11 protein-coding genes are annotated in these 16,508 nt (G+C 66.1%); 7 read left to right on the forward strand and 4 right to left on the reverse strand.

Features of this window, described 5'->3' with window-relative positions; all coding sequences use genetic code 11:
- Positions 1-130 precede the first annotated feature (130 nt).
- Positions 131-1,393 (reverse strand): NAD(P)/FAD-dependent oxidoreductase, encoded by a 1,263-nt coding sequence (locus FJ423_RS07850; RefSeq protein WP_140840587.1) that lies wholly within the window; start codon positions 1,391-1,393, stop codon positions 131-133.
- A complete protein-coding gene (locus FJ423_RS07855) occupies positions 1,390-2,922 on the reverse strand; it encodes a formyl transferase (protein ID WP_140840589.1) in 1,533 nt (510 codons plus the stop codon). The genes FJ423_RS07850 and FJ423_RS07855 overlap by 4 nt, the downstream gene beginning before the upstream one ends.
- 239 nt (positions 2,923-3,161) lie before the next feature.
- Here FJ423_RS07855 and FJ423_RS07860 point away from each other — a divergent pair, with 239 nt between their 5' ends.
- Together FJ423_RS07860 and FJ423_RS07865 are read left to right on the forward strand one after the other, a co-directional pair.
- Positions 3,162-5,255: a Wzz/FepE/Etk N-terminal domain-containing protein gene (locus FJ423_RS07860; RefSeq protein ID WP_140840591.1), complete on the forward strand. Its 2,094-nt coding sequence runs from the start codon at positions 3,162-3,164 to the stop codon at positions 5,253-5,255.
- 1 nt (position 5,256) lies between these two features.
- On the forward strand, positions 5,257-6,630 hold the full coding sequence (locus FJ423_RS07865; protein ID WP_210239549.1) for a VpsF family polysaccharide biosynthesis protein: 1,374 nt from the start codon (positions 5,257-5,259) through the stop codon (positions 6,628-6,630).
- Positions 6,631-6,652: 22 nt separating this feature from the next.
- Here FJ423_RS07865 and FJ423_RS07870 read toward each other — a convergent pair whose 3' ends face one another.
- Together FJ423_RS07870 and FJ423_RS07875 are read right to left on the reverse strand one after the other, a co-directional pair.
- Positions 6,653-7,924 carry a cellulase family glycosylhydrolase gene (locus tag FJ423_RS07870; protein ID WP_140840593.1) on the reverse strand — a complete coding sequence of 424 codons (1,272 nt, stop codon included), beginning with the start codon at positions 7,922-7,924 and terminating at the stop codon, positions 6,653-6,655.
- Complete coding sequence (locus tag FJ423_RS07875) at positions 7,921-9,108, reverse strand: DUF1972 domain-containing protein (RefSeq protein ID WP_246680104.1); 1,188 nt, start codon at positions 9,106-9,108, stop codon at positions 7,921-7,923. The genes FJ423_RS07870 and FJ423_RS07875 overlap by 4 nt, the downstream gene beginning before the upstream one ends.
- Positions 9,109-9,462: 354 nt before the next feature.
- On the opposite strand from FJ423_RS07875, the gene FJ423_RS07880 reads away from it, so the two are divergent.
- From FJ423_RS07880 to ligD, 5 genes are all read left to right on the forward strand, one after another.
- Complete coding sequence (locus FJ423_RS07880) at positions 9,463-10,647, forward strand: glycosyltransferase family 4 protein (protein WP_140840597.1); 1,185 nt, start codon at positions 9,463-9,465, stop codon at positions 10,645-10,647.
- On the forward strand, positions 10,644-11,951 hold the full coding sequence (locus FJ423_RS07885; RefSeq protein WP_140840599.1) for a hypothetical protein: 1,308 nt from the start codon (positions 10,644-10,646) through the stop codon (positions 11,949-11,951). Before FJ423_RS07880 ends, FJ423_RS07885 begins: the two co-directional genes overlap by 4 nt.
- A 9-nt stretch (positions 11,952-11,960) precedes the next feature.
- On the forward strand, positions 11,961-13,181 hold the full coding sequence (locus FJ423_RS07890; RefSeq protein ID WP_140840601.1) for a GNAT family N-acetyltransferase: 1,221 nt from the start codon (positions 11,961-11,963) through the stop codon (positions 13,179-13,181).
- Between the two features lie 96 nt (positions 13,182-13,277).
- Positions 13,278-13,502, forward strand: coding sequence for a hypothetical protein (locus FJ423_RS07895; RefSeq protein WP_140840603.1), 225 nt, complete (start codon positions 13,278-13,280; stop codon positions 13,500-13,502).
- Positions 13,503-13,767: 265 nt separating this feature from the next.
- Entirely contained in the window at positions 13,768-16,260 is a 2,493-nt protein-coding gene (gene ligD / locus FJ423_RS07905; protein WP_140840605.1) for a DNA ligase D, read from the forward strand.
- The last annotated feature ends 248 nt before the right edge of the window (positions 16,261-16,508 follow it).

The following is a 16,508-nucleotide window of genomic DNA, read 5'->3' on the forward strand; positions in this document are numbered from 1 at the left end:
CCGATAAAGGTGGCAGCGGGCCATTGGAGCGACGGGCGTGCTGTCCCGCCGAGCAGGAGACGCTGCTCGCCACGATCTAAACCGGCTTTGCCAGGGACCGCGACTTACGGATTGGTAAGATCGCTCACGATCATGTTCCCAGGCCGGCCGGTGCCTTGCTGGTTTGCTCGAAAGCAGTTCCCTCTGGGCCAGGTCCGGCATCACCCGATTTTCCCGCCTCGCGAAATCGACGGGCAAAGATCATCAAGCGCCGCGCGGTGTTGTTGCGCAGGCGGCGCAGGCGCCATTCCAGCCCGGTCTCGGTGGTGATCCGCCTGGCATAGATGCTGGCGCGCATGGCTCTTTCGTCGGCGGCGATCTTGATCGGATCGTCGTAGAAGGCGCAGATCTTGTCGGCCGCCATGCCCGGCGTTTCGAGCCAGGCGGGGATATGAGTCGAACTGAGGCAATAGACATCGGTCAGTACCCGGTGGATGCCGTCGCCTTGCGCCGGGCAGGTCGTGGCGAACGCATCGCCGATGAAGACGACACCGTCGCGCCGATGGCCCTGCGTCGTTGTCAGGCCGACCTGCCTCACCTCGACCTCGCTGGCGACGACGAAGTTGCCGCATCGAGCCGCGATCTCCGGCATCAACGCCAGGAGCATCCTTTGCGGATCCTCACGGAACGACCGCACCCACGGATCGGCGACGGTCCGGTAGACGAACATGTTCGCGCGCACCCGCTCGCCGATCCGGAAGATGGTAAGAAAGGCAATGCGATCGGCGATCCGCCTTCCGTAGAAGGTGAGGGACGGCAATCCGAATTCCTGCGGCGTGACCGCGAGATCGAACCCCAACGTCAGCGAATGCGCCTTCGATTCCTCGACGCGCTCGACGCCGATCGCGCGCCGCACCGCCTCGCTATAGCCGGTGGCCACGACCAGCAGCCGGGCATCGATCACGGAGCCGTCGGTGAGCACCAGCCGCTGCCGGTCCGGTCCCGTGGAGACGTCCGCGACCTTGCCGATCGTCAGCGGCACTTGCGGAGGCAGCGCCGCGCGCAGGCCGTTGACCAGCGGCGTGTAGGAAAAGGCGTACTCCCAGCTTTGCTTGCGCTCGAACAGCTGACCGAAGCGGAAGACATGGATGTCTGTCATCGGGGTGACGAGAGACCTGAAAACCGGGCCCACGCCGAGTTTCTCGAATAGTCCCATCTGCTCCGCCCGGGTTTTCTCGGCCCGGAATTCGTCATGGTGGATACGATGCGGATCGATCAGCGCGATCTTGCGGCCCGCCTTGGCGAGCGACAGCGCCAGCACGGTTCCGGCGAGCCCCGCGCCGACGATCGCCACTTCGACCTCGGCCTGGCCGGCCGGCACGGCGGGTGCTTCGCGGTCCTCTATGATGCTCATTTGTGGTCTCCACGGCCCGCAGGCATGACGTCGCGCCGTTGGATCTGCTTCCAGCGCGGCGCCATTGCCGAACCATCTATGAATTCGAGCCCGCCCGCCTCGTTGAGCGTGTGCAGCTTGCGGCCGGCCCAGCCGGCAACGGGGTTGAGGATCGTTTCGACGACCTGCCCAAAGCTGCTCTCGTCAAGCTGAGTGACGCGCGCTATGCCGAGCGCGGCGCCATAGCTCCTGCGGCAGTCCTGCACCGGGCGAAGGAGTTGGCCGCCGCGGCTGACAATGCGGCCCGCCGGCCGCGCCGAGGCGATGTCGATCATAACGGGGTTCTTCGGGTGCGGCGTCCACGGCCCGCGGAAATCCGGCGCCGACCACAGATGCAACTGGTCCGAGAAGGCGCCGCCGCCGTCGCGCACCGTGGCGAACATCCACCAGCGCCCGCCATGCTCGACAAGCGTGGCGTCGCTGGCGATGATGTCCGACAGGAGCGTCGCTTCCTTGACCCAGCCGCCCGGGAAGGCGGTGGCGCGGTAGAGGTCGACGGTCCGGTTGGCGGAGCTTTCCGGCACCATCCACATCTCGCCCTCGCGCTCGAACACGAAGGGGTAGGAGAGATGGTAGGGCAGCTCCAGAACCGGCTTCGGAGTGCCGACTGGGCCGGACGGGCCAAACGCCACTGCCGACAGGATCGCCTTGCCGGTGCGGTGGATGTAGTCCTCGACGAACAGCGTCACCTGGCCGCGGTAAAGCACCGGGAACGGGTCGGCGTAGAAGCGGCTGCCGTCGTCCGGCAAATCGCGCCAGCCGGATTGCGGATGGGCGCGCAGTTCGTAGAGATCCTTGCCGCCGGTCTCGCGCCAGCCGACCCGCCAATGTGGGGCGTTGTAGCACAAATGATAGATCTGCTGGACGATGCGGCGTGCCGTCGCCTTGGCCGCACGCACACCGAGCTTCGTGGCCGACGGCATGGCTGACGGCGCCGTCTCGGATGGCGGTTCGGGCAGCACCGGAAGCGATGAGCGGGCGGCGCCGTTGACCGCCGCGACGATCAGGCTGGCGCTGCGCGCCAGCATGTCCTGGAAGGAAGCCAGCGCGATGCCGTGATATTCGGTGCCGAGCCGTCCCTCGGCGACTGTCGCGCCGTTCTGTTCCAGGCGGGCCAGCGGCGTGCGGCCGGCAAGGATCAGCGCCAGGAGGGCCTCCTCGCCGCAGACGCCATCATAGGCGAGCCGCCAGACCCGTCTGTCCTGCGGCTCGACGTCGCCGATGAGATCGATTGTGAGGTCGGCCGGCGCGGACGCTCTCGCATGGCCGGCCAGTGCCGAAAGCGGCACACGCCTGGCCGTCCCATTGGCGGGCAGGCGATGGATCAGCGTCTCAAGCTGGAACAGCGCTTCGGCTGCGCGCGGCACGCCGCCCGCCGCCGGACGGCCGTCGACCGCAAGCTCCACGCCGGGCAGCAGCGACAACCGCTCGGCCAGCGCCACATGAAAAGCGCGCACGCAATCGCCGTCGAGGCGCAGGGTCAGGCGCATCGCCAGCCCCGGGCACATCCGGTGCCGCCGACCCGGCTGGCCAGATCAAATTCCCGCCGCATGCGCACGATGTCTCCAATTTAGGCTGCACTTAGATTCTATTGCGTTGGTGCAAACTTCGTGCCAGAGCGGCCTCAATTTATGAACATAATTAACAGTGTTTTAATCGTTGCCGGGAATAGCTAGACCAACGCCGCATTTCTCGTTTGCCGGCCGATGGAGCGTTCTCGGAGCGACCTTTGCAATCACCCCTGCTCATGGTGCCTCAGCAGAACGCTCCGGAGGCGATCGCGCCGGCGCCGGCCTATCACGCGCCTGCGCCCGCGCCCGCCACGGTCGAGCTTGGCGATCTCGGCCGCATCCTGCTGCGCCGCCGCAAGCTGATCTTCGCCACCGTCGCGTTGCTCACTATCGCGACGCTGATCTACGCCTTCCTGACACCGGCGCTTTATTCCTCGACGGCGCAGATCATCATCGATCCGCAAGACCTCCAGGTCGTCACCAACGATGTCAATCCCAGTCGCATCTCGCCCGATGGCGGCATCACTCAGGTCGAAAGCCAGGTGAGTGTGGCGCAATCGAACGGCGTCCTGCTGCGCGCCATCAAGGCGACCAACCTGACCGAGAACCCGGACTTCAACGGGCAGGGCGGGCTCGGCGGCTGGCTGGGCATGTTCTTCGGCGCCAGCGACGGCGATAGGACGGCTGAAACGCTCGACGCGCTGCGCCGCCGCCTGGCGGTGAAGCGAGACGACAAGGTGCTGGTGCTCAACATCATCATCACGGCCAAGAGCGCCGACCTAGCGGCCGAACTCGCCAACGCCATCGCGCAGGCCTATCTCGACGACCAGGCCGAAGCGCGTTCGAAGGCCGCCGCCGACGCCTCCGACGCGATCAGCGCCCGGCTGGAAGACCAGCGCAAGCGCGTCGAGCAGGCTGCCAACGCCGTCGAGACCTACAAGGCCGAGCACAACATGGTGATGGCGGCCGGCAATTTGGTCAGCGATCAGGAACTGACCGACCTCAACACGCAATTGACAGCCGCCCAGACCCGTACCGCGCAGCTCAAGGCGCAGGTCGACCAGCTGCGCCGGCAGGGCGGCGCGCCGGACGCGACCTCCGAGGCGATGCGCTCGCCGGTCATTGCGAGCCTCAGGGCGCAGGAGGCGACGCTGGTCGACCAGATATCGCAATTCGGCACCGAGCTCGGGCCACGCCACCCCTCGATGATCTCCGCGCAGCAGCAGCTCAGCGATCTGCGCAAGCTGATTTCGCGTGAGCTCGGCCGCCTCGTCACCGCCGCCGAGACCGATTACGAGCGCGCGTCGGCCAACCAGAAGGCCCTGGAGGCCAAGGTGGCGTCCCTGAAAGGCAAGTCGCTCGACACCGACCAGGCCTCGGTGAGGCTGCGCGAGCTGCAGCGCGATCTCGATGCCGTGCGCACCGTCTACGCCAATTACCTGCAACGCGCCCAGGAAACGCGCGAGCAGACCAACGTCAACAGCACCAATGCCCGCATCATCTCGCAGGCTATGCCGGCGCTGAAGAAGAGCTGGCCGCCGAAGGGGCTGCTTATCTTCGGCGCCATCTTTGGCGGGCTGGCGCTGGGCATCGGCATGGCGCTGATCGCCGAATATCTGTCGCCGACCGTGCTGTCCGCCAATCAGATGCAGTCGGCCATCGACGCGCCGGTGCTGGGCGTGCTGCCGGGCAGGGGGCGCCGCCGCTCCGGCGCTGCCGCCCAGAAGACCGACGCCGTGGCCGGGCTCGCGCTGCAGCGCATCGCCGCCGCCACCAGGCGCCCGCCGGACTGGCCGCTGGTACCATCCATCCTGGTGGCATCGCCGCCCGAGGATAAGGCTGAGCGGTCGAGGGTGGCATGGCAGCTCGCCAACGCGGCGGCGGCCAGGGGGCGCCGCGTGCTGTTCATCGACATAAATGCCGGCAAGGGCCAGAAGGACCCGCAGCCCGGCGTGCTCGACGTGCTGCGCGGCGAATACCCACTCGACGCGGTCAGCCGTTATGCGCCCGGCAGTTCCGTGGCGCTGGTCAGCCGGGGGCGGCCGACCGCGGTGTTCCAGGAAGCGCAGGCGCTCTATTTCGCCCATCGGATGTTGGCCGAGGCCAATCACAGCTTCGAGCTCGTCGTCATCGACGGCGGCGCGCTTGCCGACGACCTCAACGTCCTGCCGCTGGTCGCCATGGCTGACGAGATCCTACTCGTCGCCCGGCTGAATGCGACGCCGATGCGCGACGTCGCCGCGACCTCGGAAGCGGTATCCGTCATGGGGCGGCTGCCGACCGGCGCCATGCTGGTCGACGAGGCGGCCTGACATGGCCTCGATCCTGGCTGGTACCGCCCGGCCTGTTTCGGCTTCGGGCTATGGCATGGCGGGCCCGCGCACTGTCCCAGTCGACACGCTGACCCGTCTTGGCCTGACTATCGCGGTGCTGCTTCTGTTTTCCGTCTCCGGCGGCATGCTGTGGCTCGCAGGCTATAATTACGACGGCCTGCAAGGCAGCCCGCTGAGCAAGATCCACCCTTCCACCTATCTCTTCGTGCTCGTCTTCGTCTGGCGCTCCTGCATCTTCGGCAATCCGGTCGGCTATGTGATCCATGTCACGAACAGGCGGCCGGCCACGATGCTGATGGCGGTGATCTCGACCGTGCTTCTCTTCGTCGTCATCCTCAGGCAGCGTCCCGGCATGGCCGGCATGATCGACACTTTCGTCGCCCCGGCGCTGATCGTGCTGCTGCTGAGCGAGGATGACGAGAAAACCTTTGCCTGGCTGCAGGCGGTCATCCATGTCGTCATGACGGCGAACGCGCTGCTGGCGCTGTTCGAGTTCGGCACCAAACATCTGGTGTTCCCCTACAGGTTCGACGGCGCGGTGTTCGTCAACGATCTGCGCTCCACCGCGCTGCAGGGGCACCCGCTCTCCAATGCCACGGTCACCTCGATCTATGTGCTGTCGCTGCTATCCGGCTCGCGTTCCCTGTCGACGCCGCTCAGGCTGGCGCTTGTCGGCCTGCAGTTCTGCGCACTGGTCGCCTTCGGCGGCCGCTCGGGCATGGTGCTGACGATCCTGCTCAGCGGCGTTTATTTGCTGATCCAGGGCCTGGCGCAGCTCAGCACCGGACGCGTCAACCTCTTGGGCGCCGCGCTGGCGATCATGCTCGCCGCGCTGCTGCCGCTGGCCATCGCGCTTGCCGGCTATTACGGCTTCTTCGACGCGCTGCTCGAACGTTTCGTCTCCGACAGCGGCAGCGCCAACGCCCGCGTCGAGATGTTCGATCTCTTCAGGCATCTGGAATTGCGCGACCTGATCGTCGGGCCCGATGTCGACCTGCTCGACAGCATGCGCCGCATCACCGGCCTTGAGCAAGGCATCGAGAACCCGATCCTGCGCCTGACGCTCTACCAGGGAGCGTTCTTCACGCTTTTGATCTTCTTCGGCTTCGCGCTGTTCATGCACGAGGTCGCGCGCCGCTGCCATTCGGGCATCTGGCTGCCAATGCTGGGTTGGCTCATCCTGCTCAACACCTCCGAAAGCATCGCCTCCAAGACGACGCTGATGACCAAATTCGTGGTCATCGCGCTGGCGCTTTATCGGCCGGCGAGGCCTGTTGCGCGTCAAAGGACGCAGGCGAAGGAACGCGGCGAGTCTCGCTACGCATTCGCCGCCAGATGGAAACCAAACCCTTAGCGCGGTTTGGTGATTCAGCAAGTCAAGCGCGCGGCATCCTCAGCCCGAGCGCCTCGACCATCGCGGGATCGAGCGCGCGCGTGGTGTCGTCCATCATGCCCATGCCGTCGAACAGGTCCCAGAACGCCCAGGCAAAGCCGAATGCCTCGGCGCTCTGCCGGACATCGCCGATGTAGCGGGCGCGGTCCGGGTTGGGCGCGGCTGTGTATCGTGCATCGGTTCGCAACGCGCCGAACTCGCCCATGATGATGCGCTCGCGCGCGACGCCATGGGTCTGCGCCCAGTCACTCACCTGCTTGAGGTAGCGGTCGATGAAGCGGCGGTCGGGCTGCGCATCGAAATAGACCTTTAGCACCTTCTCTGTCTCGGCATAGGCGGCCTTCTTGGCTTCGTCGGACCTCTCGGAATCCTGCGCCATCCTTGTCCTGACAGAGGCCAGCGTTCTTTCCAGCGTCCCGGCGGAGGCTGGCCACGGCACATTGTTCAGCGCCCGGTAGACCGGCTCGCGCATCCACGGCGCGCCTTGATGGCTGAACAGGTAGGGCTCGTAGAAGTGGAAGGTGAACAGGATCGGCTCGAAGGCCGCCAGCGGTGCCGGATCGAGCGCGGCGAGGCCCCGCACCATCGAGCCGCAGCCGCCGGTGGCGAGCAGCGGCAGGTTGCGCGCCGAGTCCCGAGCCGCGCTCAGCAGAGCCACCTGCACCTTGGGCCACAGTCCGGAGGAGCAGTCCTGCGGCGGCTCGTTGACCGGCTCCAGCGCTATCCTGCCGGGCGCCATGTCCGCCAGCATGCCGGCCACTTCGCCGACAAAGACCTGGTAGCGCGCGAATTCCGGCGCGCCGATGCTGGAATACATGCGGTCGGGATTCCAGTAATGCGTGGCGCCGTTGGCTTGTATATTGACGATGACGCCGAGATCGGCGCTGAGCGCTGCCTCGACCGCCGCGCTCAGCATCGCCATGAGGTCGGCGCGCTGGCCCGCGTCGGCGGCCAGGAACGGCCCCGGATCGACAGGCAGGCGGATGAAGTCGAGCCCGCTGGCACGCAGCCGGGCAAGGTCGGCTGGCGTCGGCACCGGCCGCTGCGACTGGAAAGGCGGCCAGTCATAGTCGGTGCGGGGTGCAGGAAATTCGCGCGTCAGCGCAAACCAGGGCCAGGTATTGACGCCGCGCCTGAAAGGCCATGCCCCGGCGGCACGCGCTGGAGATGACAGTGGCGGAAGCGCGCTCGCCAGCGGCGCTATTGCCGCGACCAGCGTCGCGCCGAGGAACCGGCGGCGCGACCAGCCGGTCATGCGTGCTTGGCGCGGTCGGCTTTCGCCGGCGCGGCGGTGGTGACGCCGAGTTGCCGCAGCGCTTCCTTCTCGTAGGCAATGAGCACGTCTTCCCAGCGGAAAGCCTCGCGGGCCCGCGTTCGCGCCGCCTTGCTGCAGCGCGCCACCAGCGCGTCGTCGGCCAGCGCCTCGTCGATCCGCTGGCTCAGGCTGTCGGCATCGCTGAAGTAGATCGCCGCCTCGCCGGCGACCCAGCGATTGTAGCGGTTGTCATGCGCGATCACCATGTTGCCGGCGGCAAGCGCCTCGACCAGCGAGGGATTGGTGCCGCCCACTGTGTGGCCGTGCATATAGGCGCGCGCGTGGTAGCGCAGCGCCTTCACTGTCGCCTGATCGTAGATCGCGCCGGGCATGATCACCGTGCTGCCTGCCGCCGCGCGCACGGCGCGGTGGTAGGGAATGTCGTCGTTGAGCGTGCCGAGCACCACCAGCTTCATGTCGCCGCGATCGCGGCTGCGGAAGGCTTCGATGATCGGCAGGATGTTGTTGTCGGGTTCGATCCGCGCGATCGAGATCAGGTATTTACCGGGTTCGAGCCCGAGCGCGCGAACGGGTTCTTCCGGCGCTGAGGTCACCGGGTCCGCGCCATAGGCGATCGTGGCGATGGCGTCGCGCGGCCGCCTTGTTGCCAGATGGTCGGCGATCGCCGGGTGGTCGGCGATGAGCCGATGCGAGAGCCAGGCGCCGATCCATTCGTTGAGCCAGAACCAACTGCGCGCCGCCGGCCCCCATTTCGGCCGCCGCCACTCGATGCCGTCCATATTGGTGAAGATCTTGCGCCGCATGAGCCTGAGCCAGGTCAGGAACACCGCGCCATTGTAGCCGAGCACCAGGCACACGCCCGGCCGCCTGGCGGCGTCGAGCACACATTGCCAATCGAATTCCAGTGTCGCGCGGGGACCCTTGGAGGCGACCTGGATGGTGATGAGCTCGATGCCGCGCCAGGTCTCGCTCGTCACCCTTTGCCCGACGCGCTCGACCTCCTTCTGGCAGTAGACGCCGACCTTCCAGCCGCGTCCGGCCAGGAAAAGCGCCAGGCGCTCAGCGAAAGTCTCGAAGCCGCCGTGAGAAGCCGGAATGCCGCGCGTCCCCAGGATCAGGATCGAAGGCTTTTCGATCAGGGTGGAAGGTCGTTCCGGTTTCAAAATAAAGGAATCCCCAGGGTCCGGTCATAGTTGTTGTTACGGCAATGACACGCCCAGCAACTTCCGTGCCAGGGTACCCCCAGGGCGAATATTCACATGAAGGTGTAAAATTTCTCTTCAAGCTACATGGCTTGCTTCATCATCGGTCAACTTTCGCGACGTATCTGTATCGATATGGGGCACGGCTGAGGTTCCTGGGTCGCGGCCGGACATTCGAGACCCGGCATGATCCTTGCTCCCGGCCTGCAGTGGCCATCGCCGGGTAGAGCGGCGTGCGGATTTGGCATGAAGTTCCTTCCGCGCTTGAAAGGTCCGGTGCTGAGCGGACTCGGGGTGCAAGGTGGAAAGATAGCAATGCGCATAGCCTGCGTTCATCAGGGCTACGAGCTCTATGGTTCGGACCGCAGCTTCGCGGAGAGCGTGGCTGCGCTGCGCGCCGCTTTTCCGGCCGCCGAGATCGAGGTCGTGCTGCCGCGCGAGGGACCGATTGTCGATATCCTCAGGCCGCATGCCAGCCGCATCGTGTTCGAGCCGCTCTGGGTACTCAGGCGCCAGGCGATGCTCAGGCTCGCCACCGTCGAGATGGCGCGGTTGCCGACGGCGCTCTGGCGCGCCTGGCGGCGCATGCGGGGCAGCGACCTGACCTATATCAACACCTCGATCATCGCCGACTATGCGCTGGCCGCGCGTCTCCTGCCGCGCAAGGCGCTGCTGCACATCCATGAGATTCCCGAGGGCATCCTGCGCAAGGTGCTTGTCGCGCTGATGCGCTGGAGCAAGGCGGATCTCATCTTCAACTCGCGCGCAACGCGCGCCACCTTCGGCGATCCGCCGGCCCTCGATGCCAAGGGGCGGCGCACGCATGTCGTCTATAACGGCGTTGCCGGTCCCGTCGCGGCACTGCCGATGACTTATGACGGCAACCGGCCGCTCAAGGTCCTGCTGCTTGGCCGCGTCAACCGCATAAAGGGGCAGGAGGTGCTGCTCGAAGCCGTCGCCTCGCTCCCCGCCGAGTTGCGCGACCGTGTCGAGGTCCGCCTCGTCGGTGGCGCCTTCGAAAGCGTCGAGCGCGAGCAGGCGTTGGCCGAGTTGGTTGGGCGCATGGGCCTGACAGGGCATGTCGAGGTGCTGCCTTTCGTCTCCGACCCAACTAACCATTATCGCTGGGCCGACATCGTCGCGGTGCCGTCGCGTCGCCCGGAATCGCTCGGCCGCGTGGCCATCGAGGCGATGGGCTGGGGACGGCCGCCGCTGGTCTCGGCGATCGGCGGACTGGTGGAAGTGGTGGCCGACGGCGAGACCGGCTGGCATGTGCCGCCCGGCAATGCCGCCGCCCTTGCCGGCAAGCTCACGGAGATCATCCTGCGGCCGGACCTCTGGCGCGGCTTCGCCGCCGCCGGCCGGGCACGCTACGACGCGGTGTTCAGCGAACATATCGCCGCCGCCGCGATCGTGGCGATCGTGGCCGACAAGCTGAAGGCGGCAACGTCGCGACAGGGGCGGGCGCACATTGCCCGCGAGGCGGAGACGAGCCCGTGAAGTTCACCTTCCCGGCCCATCTGGTGCGGCGCCTCATGTTGATGATCGGCGGCGAGGCGATGCAGAGCGGTTTCCATTTCGCCCTGAACATCGCGCTGCTGCATCTTTTGTCGGCCGAAGGTTATGGGCTCTTCGCGCTGGCCATGGTGATGGGCGGCGTCGGCTTGTCCTATATCCGCTCGCTCACCGCCGTTCCCGCCACCATATGGATGAGCAAAAGCGCCAACAGCGCCGGCGTCGACGCCTACGACGTGACCTTCGGATCGGCGGCGCTTGTGGTGGCGCTGCTGATGGGATTGGGCACCGGGCTGCTGATGCGCCTCCTGGGCGACCCGAGCGGCATCGGCGCCGCCTGCTTCGTCGGGGCTTGGTCGCTGCGCAGCCATATGCGCACCGCCTTCTTCGCGCGCCGCATGCAGCTCGTCGTCTCCATCAGCGACGCCGCGTTCACGATCGCGGGCATAGTGCTCGCAGGAGCGGCGATCTGGTTCTTTGCGGACGCGCTTCAGGTCACCTTCTATGCGCTTGCCGTGGCCAATGTGGTCGGCATCGCCGTGCTGGTGAGACTGGCGCGCCGCAGGCTGCGTATCTCCTTTCGCGCGCCGACCTTGCGGCGCTATGCAAAGCTCTGGCCGCAGCTTCGCTGGTCGGGGTTCAGCGCCACAACCACCAACATCCAGGGGCAATGCCTGGCCCTGCTGGTCGCCGGCATCGCCGGACCCGCGGCCTATGCGCCGCTGGCGGCGGTGCTGGTGCTGTTTGCGCCGCTGCGCATCTCCAGCCTTGCCTTCTCCAACATGACCCAGCCGGAACTCGCAAAGCTGGTGCGCAACAAGGACTTCGACCGCGTGTGGACGCAGGCCAAGATCTGGGCGCTCGTCATGGGGCTCGGCAGCCTGGCCTATGGTTGCGGCATCCTGTTCATCCTGCCGATGATTAAATCCCAGGCGCTGCAGCATGCCTCGGTCGGGTTGATCGGGCTTTTCGCCATCGCCAACTTCGTGCCGATCATGGCCTATATCATGCCGCGCGTGGTCCTCGAGATCCTTGGCGATTTCCGCATCGTCGCCTTCATCACCATGGCCGGCGCGATTATCGGGCTGGCGGCGATTGGGATTCTGTTGGCCGTCGCCCCGTCGACATGGTCGCTGGCCGGAGCCGCGGTCTCCGAGATCTTCGTGCTAGTGGCCTCATGGTATTTCGCTGCTCACCGTATGTGGAATTCCAAGCACCCGAACGAGCAGCGCCCCAGCGTGTTCGGCGCCTGGCGCCGCGCGGCCACGCTGGCAGTGCAGAGACGATAGGAGAATGATGTGGCAAGCCAGGCAATGCCGATGGCCGCGATGACGACCGGCTTGGCCGGTGACGAGGCTGCAGTGCACGCCACCGGCGGCGCTTATGTGGCGCAGCTGCACACCAGCCTCGAAGCGGTCAAACCGCTCTGGCGGCGTCTCGAGACAGAGGGCGTGTGCACCGGCCACCAGCATTTTGCCTGGGCCGAAGGGATCGTCGAAGGGCTTGTGCCGCCAAAAGCCGATCTCGCCATCGTCGAGGTGAGGGACGCCGCCACGGGCGAGCCGAGGATGCTGGTGCCGTTGATGCGGCGCCGCGCATTCCAGCATTGGGTGATCGAGTGGCTGAGCTGCGGGGTGTGCGATTATTCCGCGCCGTTGCTCGCCGACGCGACGCCCTGGACCAGGCAATCAGCCGAGGCCGCATGGGCGGCGGTGCTTGCCGTGCTGCCGCCGGCCGACCGCATCCACATCGTCGGTATCCCGAAACAGATCGGCGGCATCGCCAATCCCCTGGCGCTGCTTTCTCCGGCGCGCGATTCCATACATTCCCACTACGGCATCGCCATCCATGGCGATGCCGAAACCGTCGTCAAGCGCATCTGTCGCCCGTCCTTCGTCAAGGCGCTCAACAAGGACCTGCGCCGGCTCGATCGCAATGGCGGCCTGGCCCTGGTCGAGGCCGACACGTCAGCCCTGGTGGATTCCACCTTCGACAAGCTGGTCGAGATGCGGCTCAGCCGTTTTCGCGAGCTCGGCCGCTTCGATCTCCTGGCGCAGCCGCCGGTCGTCGATTTCTACCGCAAGGCCGCGCATCGCGGCCTGACTGACGGTTCGGTGCGGATCTTCGGCCTGCGCGCCGGCGACGTCATGGTCGCGGTCCAATATCTGGCGGTCCATCTGGGCACCCTGCACGCGCTGCTGGTCGCGATCGACCAGGGCGCGGTTCCCAATGTCTCGCCGGGACTTTGCATCATGGGCGAGCTGATCAGATGGGGGCGCGGGCAGGGGTTCGACTATTTCGACCTGTCGGTCGGCAATCAGAGCTACAAGGAACACATGGGCGCAGTGAAGTCGGTTCTGTCCGAACTTTGCTACGGCATCACGCCGAAGGGCATGGCGGCGAGCGAGGCCATCAAATACCGTGGCTGGGGCGTGGCTTTCGTGCGCGCCAACCCGCGCCTGTTCAAGGTCGCGCAGGAGGCGATGCAGCGCTGGCGGCGGCTGCGTGCGGGGCGGTGAATGGGCCGCCTTCACCCGGCAAATTGACTCACATCCCGCTCTCCGCCATCCTTATGGGCAGCCGCTATCGGAGCGGCAGCGTGCTCGAGTGAGGCCATGGCCAGTCCCGTCGCCAGAGAAAAGTCCCGCCGCGCCGCGGTGAAGACCGCGCTTGAGCGCCACAAGGTCTATGTCACCGCGCAGCGCTTTTCCGGCGGCTCCTACAGCGCCCGCGTGCTGGTCGACGGCGAGGCCTACTGGGTCGACGAGTTCCGGCTTTCGCAACTGAGGCAAGGGCTGACGCCGGCGGAGCTGGAGCTGACGCCGGCTGTTGACGATTGATCCCGCTCCCTTGCTCCGCATCGATGTAGGAAAATCCGAGATGCTGGCGGGACAGCACCCCCCTCTGTCCTGCCGGACATCTCCCCCTCTAGGGGGGAGATTGGCTTTCACGCCGGCTTTCGCCAATCGCCGACGGTGTAAGGAGAGCGCGAACGCGCGGTCTGCTAATCTCCCCCCTAGAGGGGGAGATGTCCGGCAGGACAGAGGGGGGCGCGAAGGAACGAGGCGGTTGCCACTCTCCGCTCTGCGCCTCGGCGTCTGACTCATGCCGGCCAATCTCAAACCCTACCGCGCCAAGCGCGAATTCTCTCGTACCCCGGAACCCGCCGGCAGCCTTCCCGCCGAGGCCTCCAACCGCTTCGTCGTCCACAAGCACCACGCCACCGCCGACCACTATGATCTCCGCCTCGAAATCGGCGGAGTGCTGAAGAGCTGGGCCGTGCCGCGTGGGCCGTCGCTCAACCCGGCCGACAAACGGCTTGCCGTCGAGACCGAAGACCATCCGATCGAATATATCGACTTCGAGGGCGTCATCCCCGAAGGCGAATATGGCGGCGGGCCGATGATCGTTTGGGACACCGGTACCTGGGCGCCGATGGAGGATGTCGAGAAAAGCCTCAGGACCGGCGCGTTCAAGTTCCGGCTGGCCGGGCAAAAACTCAATGGCGGCTGGATGCTGACCCGGCTGAAGCCGAAGCCGGGCGAGGATGAGAACAAGAAGAACTGGCTGCTCTTCAAAGAGCGCGACCTCGCCTCCGATACAAAGCTCGACATTCTCGAGGCGCGCCCGGAAAGCGTGAAGACCGGCCGCCGCATCGAGGAACTGGCGGCGCCGCCGAGGAAGCGCGAGCGCCTGCCGCCGAAAGCCGGCTCGCTCAAACCGGGCGTGCTGCCCGGCGCAATTAGGGCTGAGCCACCCGCCCGCATCGAGCCGCAACTCGCCAGCCAGGTGCCGAAGCCGCCGGGCGGCACGAGCGTTGCCGAGGACACGGGCGAGCTCTGGTTGCATGAGATAAAGTTCGACGGCTACCGCACCATGGCGCATGTCGTGGGCGGCGAGGTGCGGTTGATCACCCGCGGCGGCATCGACTGGACGAAACGCTATGGCGATCTGCCGCAGGCCTTTTCGCGGCTGCCGATCGCCCAAGCGATCATCGACGGCGAGATCATGGTGCTCGACGACAAGGGCATCTCGCGCTTCGCGCTGCTGCAGGACGCGCTGGCCGAGGGCGCCGGCTCCAAATTGCATTTCTACGCCTTCGACCTGCTCCATCTCGACGGCTGGGATCTGCGCAAGGTGCCGCTGCAGAAGCGCAAAGCCCTGCTCGCCGAGCTGCTCGCCGGTCAGCCCGCCAATTCCGCCATCCAGTACAGCGACCATGTCGAGGGCGACGGCCAGGGCCTGTACGATCAGGCTTCGGACCTTGGGCTGGAAGGTGTCGTCTCCAAGCGCGCCGATGCAATCTACCAGAGCGGCCGCACCAAGAACTGGACCAAGGCCAAGGCACAGAAGACGGACGATTTCGTCATCGCCGGCTATACCGTTTCCGACCAGGCGGAAGGGCTGGCGGCGCTCGGCATGGCTGAGTTCGAAAATGGTGAACTGCACTATCGCGGCAAGGTCGGCACCGGTTTCGACGCAGACATGGCGACGGACCTGCTCGCCCGTCTGGAGCGGCTGACCGCCGGCGCGACCCCGCCCGAAGGCGTACCGCGCGAGATCATGCGCGAGATGCATTGGGTGAAGCCGCTGCTGTCGGCACGCGTCCGCTATTCGAACCGCACCGCCGATAATGCGATCCGGCACGGCGTCTTCCGCGGGTTGCGCGATATCGGCGGGCTGACCACGCCGGTGCCGGTCAAGCGAAAACGGCTGATCGCCGAATCCGACCTCGCCACCATCTGGGTCACCAATCCGGAGCGGCGGCTATTCGGTAGGACCGGGCCAACAAAACTCGACATCGCGGTGTATTACGCGCTGGTCGGCGATTTCATGCTGCCGCATATCATCGGCCGACCGGTGTCACTGGTGCGCTGCCCGACCGGCAAGCCGCAGGACTGCTTCTTCCAGCGCCACGCCTTCACCGGCATGCCGCCTTCGGTTGCTGTGTTCGAGTCGATCAATTCGGAAGGCGAGACAAAAACATATCTCTCGGTCGAGGACGCCAAGGGCTATCTGGCGCTGGCGCAATTCGGCGTGGTGGAATTCCATACCTGGGGCACGCACCGGTCAAAACTCGACAAGCCCGACCAGATCGTCTTCGATCTCGACCCGGGCGAAGGGATTTCCTGGCGCGAGGTGGTTGAAGCCGCGGTCCACATAAAGGGCGGGCTGGAGAGCCTGGGACTGGTGCCGTTCGCCAAAACCTCCGGCGGCAAGGGCATCCACATCACCGTCCCGGTGACCCGAAAGCAGAACTGGAAGAAACTGCACCAGGTCTCGAGCGCGATTTCGACTTTGCTGGCGGCAAGCGCGCCCGACACCTTCACCACCACGATGGGCAAGGAAAACCGCAAGAAGCGCATCTTCATCGACTTCCACCGCAACGCGCGCGGCCACACTTCAGCCGCCCCCTATTCGCTGCGCGCCCGCACCAATCTGCCGGCCTCGACGCCGGTGAGCTGGACCGACCTGGAGACGATCGACGCGCCGGAGGACCTGAATTACGCCTCGCTGCCGGGGCTGTTGGAGACATCCGGCGATCCCTGGGCGGAGATCGACGAGGCGGCGCGGGATTTGCCGGTGGTTGAGCGCTAGTTCCTCGCCCCCACAAAGTGGGGGAGAGGTGGCCGCGTAGCGGCCGGAGAGGGGGCAGCGCCAACGTATGTGATCGAGGCGCCAAAAGATATTCAGCTCCGCGCCATTCCCCCTCTCCGTCTCGGCTTCGCCGAGCCACCTCTCCCCCGCCTCCGCGGGGGCGAGGAACGGCGTCAGGGCATCGACGCTTTCTACAATTTGAATTATTCTCCGCGCCAACCGTCCCCAGAACGTTTCGCTAGGAATTC

The sequence above is a fragment of the Mesorhizobium sp. B2-8-9 genome, assembly GCF_006439475.1.
Taxonomy (GTDB): domain Bacteria; phylum Pseudomonadota; class Alphaproteobacteria; order Rhizobiales; family Rhizobiaceae; genus Mesorhizobium.